Raw genomic sequence first — 12,748 nt, 5'->3', positions numbered from 1 at the left:
CGCTCACTTTTATGCGAAGTCCAGGGCCGTACCGACGCGCCGCAGACCACGATCTTCACGGCACCCACCAACCTCAAGTCACCCGACTTCGCATAAAAACGGACTTCGCATTATTGCGATCATGCACCCTTGAGCATGACGCGAAAAACTGGCTGTTCGCGGGCAGCGCGCTGGCCGGACAACGCGCGGCGGTGGTGATGAGCTTGGTGCAGTCGGCACGGCTCAATGGGCTGGACCCGTGGGCCTACCTTCGCGACGTGCTCTCGCGCATCCACTCGCACCCGAGCCACCGGCTCGATGAACTGCTGCCGCACCGTTGGCGCTCAGGCTGAGAACGATGGGCGTGATCACGCAGTCGGTGATGGTCCAGGCCGACATCGACGTCAGGCGCATGGGCCAGGCACAGAAGGTCAGCCTGGCCGACGAAATCTTCGCCAAGCAGCCCAACATGCTCGCCTCGATCCTTGTGCTGCCTCGCATGGGGGTCGGCATGGTGCAGCTGGAGGTGCCGCTGCACATCCTGCTGGTCACGTTCCAGGCGATGAAGCTCAGCGGCCGCCGGTGGCCGGTGATCACCGAAGACGTGCAGGAGACGTGCATGCAACGCCTGACGGCGCGTGCACGCTTCAACGAGGGCTTGCCGGGCGAACTGGCGACCCAGGTGGTCCAGCAGTTCTGCGACGAGCATCCCGAGCGCTACCTGCTCGCCTTCGTCTACGGCTACCTCGGCGACCACGACCTGCTGGCCGTGCGCACCGACGCAGAGAAGTTCCTGCTGCTGGCCGCCCTCAACCTCGTGGAGTGCGTCGCCTTCGTGGGAGCCGCGACTGCATCTTGATGATCACGGGCGCGAGCCCTGTTCAAGATGGGACGGCTGGACGCTCACGCTGGCCGTGGGCGCGCGCAGCTTCCCCGGCAACCCCTTCGACAGCCACACGTTGGCCGCGCAACTGGAGCAGACCACCACGCTGCTGCAGGACATCGGCGTGGCGCCCAAGGTCGTCGTGGTGGACCTGGGCTACCGCGGCGTGGACGCCGCCGTGGCACCCGTGCAGCTCATCCACCGCGGCAAGATCAAGCGCCTCACCAAGCTCCAGCGCCGCTGGCTGCGCCGGCGCCAAGCCGTCGAGCCAGCCATCGGTCATGCCAAGCACGACCACGGACTGCAGCGCTGCTGGCTCAAGGGCGCCAACGGTGACGCGCTGCATACCGTGCTGTGCGCTGCGGGCTACAACCTGCGCTGGCTGCTGCGCGCCATTGCCCGACTGGGCATCGCGGCGGTTTTTTTGTACCTGCAAGTCCTGGCCGCCTTATTCGCTGGATGGCGCGCCACCGACCCCAAACCATCTGCCGCTATGGCACCGACCTGGTCAGGCTCGTGAGCAGCATCGTCCGCCCTGGCACCGAACTACTGCACTGCTGCGCCAAAACGAATTTCGCAGGCCCGACTACTTAAGTAACTTGAGAGCACTCACGGCATTATTTCATATATCGTTCAATTAATTTGAGTGTTCTTGGTCGCCAAACTCTTGATGTGCCCAAGAAAATACTTCATTCATGTTTTTTAACGATTCTATTGCGGACTCAAAACCTTGTGCCGCAGCCTTTTTGTACCAAAATTCCGCCTTTTTTAAAAACTCATAGCCTTCGGCGTTTATACTACCTTCACCGATCTTACTCATATTTAGATAATGCTTAGCAAGATTGGCTTGAGATGTAACTTCACCTTGCTCGGCAGCAAGCCTCATAAAATGCTCAAATTCTTCGAGCATCTTTTGCGGAACATTATCTAGCCCTCGCACCTCAATGGCTTTGTGCAGCATCAGTGCCATAAATACAGCCGCATCCGTGCTTCCAGCATTTGCAGCGCGTCGCAAAATTTCACCGACCTTCGCAGACAACTCTTTCTTTGCAATTTCTTCAATGTGTCTCGTGGTGATTAAAGAAAGATCCTCGGGAAGTTGATACTTTTCTTGTGAAGCATATTTACCAAATTCGAATTTGCGCATGATTTTATCGTCAACCATGCATCTAAATTTAGCCATCAAATCCTGGTCGCTCATCAGTTCAAGGCAAAGCCCCATTAATAACTGCTGAGGGCCTCCAGGACCGTCTACCTCAGGCCTAGAATTGCTAATTGCTCCTTGATACTCGTGAGCAGGGATGCCACTCTCCGCGGCAAACTTCATCGATGCTTCATTTCCTCTGCGAGCGCCATCAAGTTCTTCAAGGATGAACTGGTATGCTATTTCCCGAGATGTCAACTTACTACTGATCATTTCAGCAATGCGAGTTGTTGCGTGGTCGATGCCGTCCTTAGAAATCAGCGTTTCGAGTTGGGTTTTTTTCTTGAAAAGACCGAACATTCCAGTTTGCTCTTTGATGTGTTGATTAGTGAAGGCGCTTCAAGATTGAAGGGCGATTCTTTCCCACGTTATCGCTTCATTGAAGTAAAGCTTTGAATCAATCAAATTGAACGAAAAAATAATTTTCGTTAATTGAACCTTCATTGCCCTCTTAGAACCTTGAAGCGAGTCAGCACATGTTAAATGATTGAGTCAATGTTACTGGAGCTAAGATCGTGCCCTATGATTTTTGTCGCAAAGATGATCCTTTTGCGACGGATCAACTCGCCTCGCGTGACAAGGACTTGGGTGTCGCAGAAGACAGTCGCACAACTAGCTCACGGGGCGGTGGTCGCGGCTCCGGCCCTCAGCGTACACGGTTGATAGGCCAACTCGACCCTGCGCGCCGCGACGGATGGGCCGCAGGCGGGGCACTGTCACGTTGCTCGGGTCGCTGCCTTGCGGCGTTGCCCATGATGTCGCGAACCGGAGTTCACGCATTGCCCGATCTCGCATGCCGGACATAAGCTAGGGGAGCCACGCAGCATGGGCCTTTCAGTGGAGATGGATGCTGCAGGTGACGAGGCGCAGCCTTGCGCCGTCCACTTCGGCACCACGACGCGTGGCGGTCAACGAGGTGTGCGACCGTTGGCATGGCCGGGATCGCACCTGGTGGAAGGTCGCCACCGACGAGGGTTCCTACATCCTGGTGTGCGAGGACGCAACCGGCCAGTGGGACCTGGCCGCCGTCGTGGGCGAGACGCCCCGGGACGATGTCTGGCCTGCGCCGAGGCGCGGAACCTCGCACTGAAGACCTGATGCCGGCGCTGCAGGCGCCGCCACGCCAGCCGGCGCGACGCAGAAAGGCCGGCGGCACCCCGGCCGTCAGCTACACCCCGTTCTTGGCCTAGTGGAACACGATGCCCTGCGCATGCATGCGCGTGGCTCCATGACGCCGAAAGCGCCGTGGCGCTTATACGGCGGAAAGTGACAGGACATGACCGAGACGCCCGCGCCCGATGACTCCCGGCTGCCCGCCGCCGTGCCCGGGCGGCGGCTCATGGCCGCCCAGTTCCAGGGCCTGGCCGCGGTGCCGGCAGAGCTGGAGTGGTTCGCCAACCTCGACAACGCGCACCCCCGCAAGGCCTACCGGGCGGACATCACCGACTTCAGAACCTTCGCCGGCATCGGGCAGCCCGAGGTTCCAGCAGCGCCCCCTTTATTGGTCAAAGAGCTCGTGCCGTCGGCGTGCCATGACGACCTCCGCCTCGAAACCCGAAGGCGAACGTCGCAGCGAGCGACATGCCTCCCAAACACAACCTGACTTGGACAGCCCCTCAGCGTGCCGTCACTGATTCCGAACAAAGTCATATTGCCCAGAAACACAAATCGAAGTAGAACAACCGTATAACCTGCAAGACGCGTTAAGCCGGGAGCTTGTCGACGTTCTGCCGTGATGAGTTGCGTTGCTGGTCCATCAATAAGGAATTTGCAGACATGAGTGCCAATGCAAGCCAAGTTCATGATTTGGCGTTGATACTGGTCAACAAGATTTCCCCGGAAGAAGTTCCTTTGTTCGAAGAAATCTACTCTGAAATCTCCAAAAGCCCTAGCCGCCACACCAGCAACCCTCTCGGCTCAGGAGTCGGCGAAGGATGGGCTCTCGCGCAATTCATAACCCCCGTCGCAATGAGCGTGGCTGGATGGTTCATTAACGAAGTATTGTTCAAGTCTGCAGCGGACGTCATCAATGACAAACTGAAGGAGGCCATGAAAAAACTAATTACAAGCAAAGAAAAGACAGCCAGTGAACGCAAATGCAACCTTCATTTCACTGAAGAGCAAATTCGTCACTTGAAAAATAAGGCAGAGGAGGTGGCGTGTGCACATGGCGCGGATAAGGATGCCGCAAGAAAGATAGCAGAAGCCCTTGAAAGTATCTTTATATCGCAAGAAATTTGATAAAAAATAAAATTGCCTTCCAGGGATGGAGTATCGAAAATACCAATTTTGATCTCAAAACATACCTCGAATCCTTTATTTTATCTTGCTTCATGCCTATTGGGTCCAGTTGCTCAATGCTTGCATTAATAAGTGTATGGTTTGCAACGAAGAAGCAAGCGCGTGACCTTGCATTGAAAATATACACCAAGCAAGGAGGCTAAACCATGTCGAACAGTCAAAGATTACATCATGATATTAAAAAACTAAGAGCCGGCGGGGATTACTCGCTTTTGTCAAAAAGCATTTTTGTGCTGTATCTGACCATCAGCATTGGTCTGTTGGTTTTGGTGTTGTTTAAAACGCAATTGCTGGCAAAATGGGTTTTTGATAAATATACATATATTATACCTGTATGGGTGGCTGTCCTTGTGGTCATTGCATCCATGATTTGGATCATCAGAAAGCGTTCGCCTCGAGTCTTGGCATGGCAGCCTGCTCCAGGTTGTGCTGCTATTGTGACAATTCTCTCGAATCAACTCAATTTGGCGGCGCCTCCAGTTTACATTGACAACATGGAGGCGGATGCACGCGTTATATACAAGGGTGGAAAAGCTTATATCGTAGTGCCTAAGGCCATGGAGTGGCTTGCGCGGCTAAAGCCGGAAGCAATACGTCCGATTTTGGCGCATGAGTTGGCGCACATAGCGAACAATGATGCCAAGACAGCCAATATTTCACAAAAGGTGTTGCATTGGCTCATTCCATTGGCATGCTGCATTGTGCTGCTAGATGGATTGCTTTATTTCGGGGAATTCGTAAAATATTTGCAACACTACGGAATCTACTCTCTTAATGTCAACAGTATCAAGCAGCTGGTCGAGCACAGTGGATGGATTGCTCCGTATCTGATTGCATTGCTACTGGCTTATGCCGCTTTTCTCAGGATGAGAGAATTTGAAGCCGATCACACCGTGTGCAAGCTTGGCTTGGGAGAAAAATTACAGGTCGCCCTTGAAAATTCCAAAAACAACACAGCAAATATTTTGAGAATGCACCCGTCAAGGGCGCAACGCATATTCTCGATCCGAAATCACTCACTGTCTCATGAAGTTGAGCATCAAACTATTGCCCTCGTTGTTGCAGCAGGTTATCTATTTCGAAGTAATTACTCCGCTTTGCCGGATAATGGTTTGGTCGACGCCTACGGCATAACAACATTCGTGCTTGTTCTTGTAGTATTGAGTTTTTTGGGTCTAAATTATGCTCGACGAGAAATAATATCGAACGTTGGCGGTTATCGAAAGATTGTCAACCTATTGTACGTTCTTGTATTTATGTTTTTAGGCTCTGTTTCAATGGCGATTATTGTTGATGCAGTGATTGAATTCACGCCAGATATTCCAATTTACTATCAAGCTTGGGAAGCGCTGGTCAGCGGATTGATTTGGGCGTTGTGCTGCTGGGTTGTTTTTGCATCAGCATACCTGGTTGGCACCGCCAACTCATCTTACGCATTACCAGGCGGTGTAGCCAGACCACTATGGTTGGCAATATGTCTAACTCTTTCTGTATTTCCCTATTACGTCATGAATGTTTTTATATACTCCATGCTCCATCCATATGGTCTTACGGGAAATGCCTATTTTTGGAGTACTGCAAAAAAACTACGCGATCTGTTGTCCAAATATACGGACACTATACCAGTTGTCCAAGAATGGCCAATTTCATACGAAATGATGGTCAGCATTGTCATTGGAGTGTCGGTCACGTTTTATTTGTCGTTTTATGCTGCCTGCTCGATTGCCAGGTATTTGTGGCTTAGGATACCAAGAGAATATCACTGTCGTACAGTGCTTCAGGTGGGTGTTGGCATTCTGCTTTTGATTTTAGTTGGTTTTCCGACTTACTACGGTGGGCGATTGGTGCTTGCAGCTTCGGAAGATATCCGTATGCAGCACTCAATGTGGGTTTCTTGTGCAGTTGATTTGGATACAGAGGATCCAGTTCGCTCCCTCAAGTTTGCTGAATCCATTGTTGATTATATAGGAAACGACCTGCGCACCGTTAAAACTCGATCGGATGGTGTGTGGATAGGAATGCTAGACTCTAAATGCAATCAAAATGAGCACTCTCGCTATCCCGCCATGCGGCATCTTCTGACAAAAATTGGCTTGACCGATGACTCTCGAATTTTGTTGTCGTTTACTCACGGTAGAGTGACCATTGAATACTGGCCGGTATCGTCGGATACAAGCCAACTGATATACATCGGAAATGCCTATGATAGTATTCCGGCAGCATATGCTGTGGCTTGGGCACGCCTGCCTTATCGGCATGCGCTTAAACACGGTCTTTTAACTGAACAACCAGCCGAGATTAGCGAACAAGTGCTTTTGAGAATTATGGAGCACCCTGATCCGATCCAGCGGGCTTGGGGGCATAACTGGTCTGGCCGCCTGAAAGTTGCTAGCGATCCCGTGCAAGCACAATACCATCTTCAACAGGCAATAACACTGTACCCAACGCAACCAGTGTTTCGCTCAAGCTTTGCAGAGCACTTGCTCTACAGACATGACTGTGACGCAGCGGGGCCATACGTGAAGAATGCTGCCAAACATGGGGAACTGAGTGCTGGAGTGGCTTTAACATACGCCCGCTGTCTTTCCAACAAGGGACGAGCGAGAGAGGCAACACTGTTCTTGTGGAGGTCTCGAACTATTCTTGGAGAAGATCCTTTATTCATTGCCGCACTGGGTGAGGCAGCAACTTGGGCTGGATTTTCTTGGCTTGGAAAGGAATATTCAGATCGTGCATTTGAAATGTCAGATAACGGCCAGGCACCAGCCTGTTCGCGGTTCTTCCATGCTCTGTATGCCAATGTGGACACCTGTAACGCCGATCGCTGTAAGGCGCCCATAACCCCAGTGACAGCTGACGAGAAGTGGTGTTGGTCTACATACGCTCATAGATACGGCCACAAGGTCAGCATGACCGCAGAAAATATAAAAAATTGAAGCTGGTTTTCATTTGAATTGGCGCCAGCACGTTCGAAGTGGCAAGGCATTTTCTTGCTGAATCAAGGAAGTTATCCGTCAACTGTGTTGAAGTATTGTTCAAGTTGTGCATCATGTCCGATGAAGCTGTTGCACGAAATTCGGTACCTCGGTTGATAATGTTTATTAATGGCGTAAATCAACAAGGTTCGGTTTTCCCGGTTGCTGTTTTCCGGTCGGCATCTTGATAGCCGCTGCTCCGTGAGGCTGTCTCAGTGCTGCACTGCGGGAGCACGTTACGCACAGGCACGATTCGCTGCTGGCTGCCGAGCAGACTTCAATGAAACACCGCCCCATCCTGAGCGAAGCAGCAATGCAGGATGCCGAGGCCCGGTTCGCCGAACTGGCTACCAAGGCGGGCTATGCCGCGCACCAGCGCGCACTGCAGCGGCCGGGCAAAGTCGTGAAGGCGCAGGACGGTCAACGGGTCGAAGCGCGGGCTGATGGCACGGTGCATGCGCTGCGCGCCTTGCCCGCGCCCGCCACCGTGCAGCGCGGGATGGGGTTGTCGTCCTTTTCGTCGGTTTTGGTGCGGCGTCGGTTGGATTCTCCTTGCGCGACAAGCACTTGGCGAAGCCGGCATGTAGCCGACCTAAAGCGAACCCAACCTGTTGATTTGCTTGTATTTTTTGCCCCAAAGCGCACCAAAACCGACGAAAAGGACGACAACCCCAATCCGCCAGTCTTATCAACGCCGCTCTTCCAGAGGAAGCCGTCGAGTTGGCAGCTCCGCGCCTTGACTACGCTTCGGCGAATGCGGAAACCCTGTCCTGACTGCACGCCGAGGCCGACTTGGTGTGCGGCTGCTCTACCGCTACCGAATCGCAAGCTCGGAACGCCTGACTGACGTGGGCCGTTGCGTTAATCATACCGTCCAACGTCGGAGGGGTCACCGATATGGTGCCTTAGGCCATATATGGCACAATGCACCATATGCCCAATGCCGCCCTGGTCTTCAAGAGCCGCGACACCTTCGCGGGTGGCGTGGTCGAGATGGTCATCTGGGCGGTGCCGCAGCCGGTGCCTCCTTCGGAACACGGCTTCAAGTACCGGCTCGTGTTCGTGCGCGATGGGCAACGCCTGGTGGGCTACGACAACGAGCGCGGCAAGGGCGATCACCGGCACCTGGGCGCCCTGGAAGTGCCCTATACGTTCCGCGGCGTGGACGCCCTGATTGCCGATTTCATGCGTGATGTGGAGGCAGCCAAATGAGTGATCTGCAGAACCTTGGTCCTGGGGCGGTGCTCAACGTACGCGTGGGCGAGGACTGGCGCAAAAGTGCCGCGCGCGCTCAGACGGCGATGCGAGCCCTCGGTGAAGGCACTACACCCGAACCGCACTTCAGCGTGGGCTTCGCGGACATCGGGCAGATGCTGGCCGTATTCACGCCCAAACGCTGGGAGCTGGTCGCAGCGCTGCGCGCAGCCGGTCCCTTGACGGTGGCGGCGTTGGCGCGCCACCTGGGGCGCGACTACAAGAACGTGCATACCGACGTAGCGCAGCTCATCGAGTGGATGACTGTGGATCGCCTGGACGACGGCCGCGTGCATGTGCCCTGGGCGGAAATCGTGGTGGACATGAAGTTGCCGCAGCAGCTTGCCGCCTGAAGTGACGGGCCTGTCCAAACAAGAATAATTCCCCAGGCCGGCGCAACCTCATGTTCACAACACCTGCGTCATTATTTTGAGCGGACGTGGCGCCCTTTTCGATCCTCGTTGGATGCATCGGGCGTTACGTCAAGTTCGGCTGCCACCATAATATTCATGGCCGACGCTCCTCTCGGCTTCGGTATTCATTTTTTATGCCTCGGGCACGCGGTTGCCAATTCAAGTAAGGGTGCCCATTCCATTGCCCGGTGTCCCGAGCGACGGCCTCAGCAATTAGCTCGGCGCTAGCATAACCGCTGAAAATGTCTGACTTTTGAATATTTAATCAACATGTGAGCAGAGGCGGTGGTCAAGCGCGAACGGCCTCAGACAGCCGCCGCGTCGACGAACTCCACCTTGTTGCCATCCGGGTCGGCGATGGCGAAATTCCTGCCCCAGTCGGCTGCGTTCAATGGTGTGGTCACGGTTGCCTGGCCCATCAGGCGGGCATACACGCCTTCGATGTCGTCGACGGCGAGGATGATGGTCTGCGAGCCCGGTATCTCCCGAGGCTCGGCACTGCGCTTAATGCCGAGAATGCAGTTGGGCAGCGCCAGCGACACGAACTCCGGCGAGGCATCGAGCACGCGCAAGCCTAGCAGCCCGACATAGAAGCGGGCGGCGGCGTCGGCGTCGCGGCTGTAGAGGATGCTGTAAGCGAGCTTCATGCGGTTGCTTCGCGTTTAGACGCCGCCATGGCGGCGGGGCGCACCAACTCCCGGAGCTGGGCGATCTGCTGCTGCATTCTCTCGTCGGCGCCCGCTTCGTGCCGGTTGAGCGCCGTCAAGGTATCCCGCGCGTACGACCCGAGCACCGCGTGCACCACGCACTGCGAATCGGCGCGGTGGAATGCCAAGTAGAAGAGATTGAACAGGCGCATGCGCCAGTTGGGTGCTTCGACTTCCATGCTCATCTCACGCACGATCGCTGTCACTATCCGCTGGCAGTCGAAACTGCCGCTCTCGCAGGTGGGATCCAGGCGGTTGAATTCCTGTGCGCCATAGAAACCCATCTCGACTGCGATGTTCTTGCGGGCCAGCGAAAAATCGCCGGCGACGAGCTGGTCGAACATCTCGTCAATCAGTCGGCGCACCTCGGCGTCGCGGCCGCCAAATGCTAGCCCGATGGCGGCACAGCGGCGAAACCAGAAATCGCCCTCGGTGGCCAAGCGGGCCGCCAAGCGCTCGGCCGTCGGTTCGTCGGCCAGCATGCCTAGGTAGTAGGCGACCTGCCCGAGCGCGAAGGCCGCGATACGCCCCTCGCCCTCGTTGACGGCGGTGGTCATCTTCTTTTCGAGGCGGTCCATCAGCGACAGCAGCCGCTGCTGCACCTTCTGCTGCAGTGGCAGGCTGCGCCGCAGCTTGTCGAGAAATTCCTTGAGGAATACCGAGACGCCCGGCGCTTCCAGGTACTCGAAGAAGTCTTCTCCGTCGTCCTCCAACCCGCGTGCCCAGCGCACCGCGAGCGAGGACACCTGGAATTCCAGGAAGGACTCGTGCGAAAACGACACCAGCAGCGAATCGCGGTCGCTGGCCACCGCGCGGCTGGCCTTGAGCAATGGCGAATCGAGCATCACCGATTCGACGTGGTCGAGCTGTCCGTGCGGCAGGCCCGTGGCCAGCTGCAGTGTTCGCCGGAAGTCCGGCAGGTCGACTGCGGCCATTGTGCTGCCGGGGGCAGCCATCTTCTTGCTGATCTCCCATGCCAGCATGCGCTGCAGCTTGGCCACCTGTTCCAGCGTGCAGGCACCGGCCAGGCGCTCGGCGTCGCGCTTGGCCAGTTCGTTGGCGAAAGTGGCGTAGATGTCCACGCTGTAGAGCGGGCCGGCGCCCAGATGCGCCACCTCGGTCAACATCATCAGGCAGATGGGTGTCTTGGCGATCTGGCTCACGTTGCCGCCCTGCTGCAGTGCCGCCTGCAACGGCCCGAAATACTGCTGCGCCTGTGGGCCGTGGATGTGTTCACAGACTGCACGCGCGAACGCCAGCCGGTCCTGCGCGCTGGTCTCAGCCAGACGAATGCACGTATGCTTGCGCAGCACGGGCACCGACATGAGGCTGGCTTCGTAATATGACTCCCGCGACGTGAGCAGCGCAGCGTTCTCGACCACCCATGACGCGAGGAAGGCGTTCATGCGCGCCGGCCCCAGCCGCTCAGCGAACTCGTCGAGGCCATCCACCACTATCTGAGCCTGGCGGGCGATGTGGTCGGCCAGAATCTGCCGCTGCAGCTGGCTGATCGACGCCAGCCCTGCCCTGGCGCACACCGCGTCGACCAGCCAGTCCTGCGATCCGATGTCCAACTGGCCGTCGATGCGCACTGCCGGTCCGCGCGCCGCCAAGTCTTCCACCGTGACCAGGAGGCGCCACTTGCCGCCGGACTTGCGGGCGCGGTCGCGGTCACGCGCGCTCAGCCACAGGCAGCTGAGCGACTTGCCCCAACCGGCGCCGGCCAGTAGGAGAAATCGCGGGCTGCACGCCTTGGCCAGCGCGGTCGCCTGGCTTTCAGCGAAGGTGAGCAGCTCGTTCAACTCGCTGATGCCGAAGGGGTTGCCCTGCGGTCCGTTGTAGTTCAGCGGCAGGCGCAGCGACTCATCGCGCAGCAAATCGCCAAGCGTCAGTTGGGTGGAGCCCGAGGCCAGCCGCTGCAGCAGGGCCGACAGGTGCTGCGATAAGCCAAGGGCGACGACTGCCTTGGTGGCCACCTCGCGCTGCTGGATGCTGTGTAGCAGCCGTGTGTGCGAGCCCGGGCCGTGGCAACCGTCCTTCAGCGCCAGCTCCAGGTACAGCGCGTGATGAACACCGAAATAGGCCCTGTCGGCCTTGTCGCGCCAGCATCCGGCCACGAACTGCCAAACCTTGCCGGCCGCGACCAATAGGCCCACCAGGCTGAAACCCATGATCGTGGTGAACGCGGCGACATTGTTCAGCGCGTCGGTGATCGCGGCAGGAATGGCGGCAGGATCGGACACTGCGAGGCCTCAGCTTGCGAGCCCGGCATTGGTCAAATAGCCGCCGTCGACGCGCAGCTCGGCGCCGGTGATGAAGCGTGCGCCCTCGGAGGCGAGGAACATGACTGCCTGCGCAACGTCGGCAGCGCGGCCCAGCGTGCCCAGCGGCGTCTTCGCCGCCACGGCCGCCAGGTAGTCGGCAGGCGCGGCGCGCGTCATCGGCGTGTCGATGTGGCCGGGACGTACCAAGTTCACGCGCACCCGTGGCGCGAGTTCGCGAGCCTGCATCCGGGTCAGCTGCGGCAGCACTGCCTTGGCCAGGGCATAGCCCGCGACGTCGGTGTCGGCGATCTCGTCGTAGACCGAGCCAATGTGCACCACCGACCCGCCAGCCTGCCGCAGCAGGTCGGCCAGACCCTGGGTCAGAAACATGGGCGCCAAGGCGTGCAGGCGCAGGCTGCGCTCGACCTCCGCATAGGCCACGTGGGCGATGCGCTCTTCCGGCGCGATGCTGCCCGCGCAATTGACCAGCAGGTGCAACTGCTCCACGTGAATGCGCACCACTTCGCACGCCAGCTGCACGCCCTGCGGCGTAGTCAGGTCCACCGGGCAATGCACGACGCTGGCGCTCGCCGCAAACGTCGGCGTGTCGACGGTGTTTCGGCGCGACAAGGAGATGACCCGCCAGCCGGCGTCGGTCAGCGTCTGCACGATGGCCGCACCGATGCCGCTGGTGCCGCCGGTAACCACTGCCGTACGTTCTTGCGTGGCGCTGCTTTGCGTGGCGTTGTGCGTTTCTCCAGCCATCAA

General features: G+C 57.2%; 12 protein-coding genes and 2 pseudogenes. 9 read left to right on the top strand and 5 right to left on the bottom strand.

Annotated features, from left to right (window positions below; genetic code table 11):
* Nucleotides 1-143: 143 nt before the first annotated feature.
* The 3 genes and pseudogenes from FJ694_RS24215 to FJ694_RS24205 all read left to right on the top strand — a co-directional run.
* Nucleotides 144-332, top strand: a pseudogene (locus FJ694_RS24215) (transposase domain-containing protein); the annotation flags it as partial.
* A 5-nt stretch (nucleotides 333-337) separates the two neighbouring features.
* Nucleotides 338-838: a hypothetical protein gene (locus FJ694_RS24210; protein WP_157269885.1), complete on the top strand. Its 501-nt coding sequence runs from the start codon at nucleotides 338-340 to the stop codon at nucleotides 836-838.
* A 49-nt stretch (nucleotides 839-887) separates the two neighbouring features.
* A pseudogene (locus FJ694_RS24205) lies at nucleotides 888-1,382 on the top strand (transposase); the annotation flags it as partial.
* A 117-nt stretch (nucleotides 1,383-1,499) separates the two neighbouring features.
* Here the strand turns inward: FJ694_RS24205 and FJ694_RS24200 are convergent.
* The gene (locus FJ694_RS24200; RefSeq protein ID WP_157269884.1) at nucleotides 1,500-2,366 is read right to left on the bottom strand and encodes a tetratricopeptide repeat protein; all 867 of its coding nucleotides are present in this window, start codon (nucleotides 2,364-2,366) and stop codon (nucleotides 1,500-1,502) included.
* A 547-nt stretch (nucleotides 2,367-2,913) separates the two neighbouring features.
* Between FJ694_RS24200 and FJ694_RS24195 the strand changes: the two genes are divergently transcribed.
* From FJ694_RS24195 to FJ694_RS24180, 4 genes are all read left to right on the top strand, one after another.
* Nucleotides 2,914-3,156 (top strand): hypothetical protein, encoded by a 243-nt coding sequence (locus FJ694_RS24195; protein ID WP_157269883.1) that lies wholly within the window; start codon nucleotides 2,914-2,916, stop codon nucleotides 3,154-3,156.
* A 186-nt stretch (nucleotides 3,157-3,342) separates the two neighbouring features.
* On the top strand, nucleotides 3,343-3,669 hold the full coding sequence (locus FJ694_RS24190) for a hypothetical protein (RefSeq protein WP_157269882.1): 327 nt from the start codon (nucleotides 3,343-3,345) through the stop codon (nucleotides 3,667-3,669).
* 173 nt (nucleotides 3,670-3,842) lie between these two features.
* Nucleotides 3,843-4,307, top strand: coding sequence for a hypothetical protein (locus FJ694_RS24185; RefSeq protein ID WP_157269881.1), 465 nt, complete (start codon nucleotides 3,843-3,845; stop codon nucleotides 4,305-4,307).
* 206 nt (nucleotides 4,308-4,513) lie between these two features.
* On the top strand, nucleotides 4,514-7,303 hold the full coding sequence (locus FJ694_RS24180; RefSeq protein ID WP_157269880.1) for a M48 family metalloprotease: 2,790 nt from the start codon (nucleotides 4,514-4,516) through the stop codon (nucleotides 7,301-7,303).
* A gap of 316 nt (nucleotides 7,304-7,619) precedes the next feature.
* Here the strand turns inward: FJ694_RS24180 and FJ694_RS24175 are convergent, their stop codons facing one another.
* Entirely contained in the window at nucleotides 7,620-7,799 is a 180-nt protein-coding gene (locus tag FJ694_RS24175) for a hypothetical protein (protein ID WP_157269879.1), read from the bottom strand.
* A 476-nt stretch (nucleotides 7,800-8,275) separates the two neighbouring features.
* Between FJ694_RS24175 and FJ694_RS24170 the strand changes: the two genes are divergently transcribed.
* Both FJ694_RS24170 and FJ694_RS24165 read left to right on the top strand, forming a co-directional pair.
* Nucleotides 8,276-8,554, top strand: coding sequence for a toxin-antitoxin system TumE family protein (locus tag FJ694_RS24170; RefSeq protein ID WP_157269878.1), 279 nt, complete (start codon nucleotides 8,276-8,278; stop codon nucleotides 8,552-8,554).
* Nucleotides 8,551-8,949, top strand: coding sequence for an HVO_A0114 family putative DNA-binding protein (locus FJ694_RS24165; protein WP_157269877.1), 399 nt, complete (start codon nucleotides 8,551-8,553; stop codon nucleotides 8,947-8,949). The genes FJ694_RS24170 and FJ694_RS24165 overlap by 4 nt, the downstream gene beginning before the upstream one ends.
* Nucleotides 8,950-9,314: 365 nt before the next feature.
* Here the strand turns inward: FJ694_RS24165 and FJ694_RS24160 are convergent, their stop codons facing one another.
* The 3 genes from FJ694_RS24160 to FJ694_RS24150 are packed head-to-tail and all read right to left on the bottom strand — an operon-like array spanning nucleotide 9,315 to nucleotide 12,745.
* Complete coding sequence (locus FJ694_RS24160; RefSeq protein WP_157269876.1) at nucleotides 9,315-9,656, bottom strand: VOC family protein; 342 nt, start codon at nucleotides 9,654-9,656, stop codon at nucleotides 9,315-9,317.
* Nucleotides 9,653-11,959 (bottom strand): NACHT domain-containing protein, encoded by a 2,307-nt coding sequence (locus tag FJ694_RS24155; RefSeq protein ID WP_157269875.1) that lies wholly within the window; start codon nucleotides 11,957-11,959, stop codon nucleotides 9,653-9,655. The genes FJ694_RS24160 and FJ694_RS24155 overlap by 4 nt, the downstream gene beginning before the upstream one ends.
* Nucleotides 11,960-11,968: 9 nt before the next feature.
* On the bottom strand, nucleotides 11,969-12,745 hold the full coding sequence (locus tag FJ694_RS24150) for an SDR family NAD(P)-dependent oxidoreductase (RefSeq protein ID WP_157269874.1): 777 nt from the start codon (nucleotides 12,743-12,745) through the stop codon (nucleotides 11,969-11,971).
* Nucleotides 12,746-12,748: the final 3 nt, after the last annotated feature.

The sequence above is a fragment of the Azohydromonas aeria genome (assembly GCF_009760915.1).
Taxonomy (GTDB): Bacteria; Pseudomonadota; Gammaproteobacteria; order Burkholderiales; family Burkholderiaceae_C; genus Azohydromonas; species Azohydromonas aeria.
The sequence above is the reverse complement of the archived record's forward strand: the minus strand, read 5'-3'. Positions and strand labels throughout refer to the sequence as shown.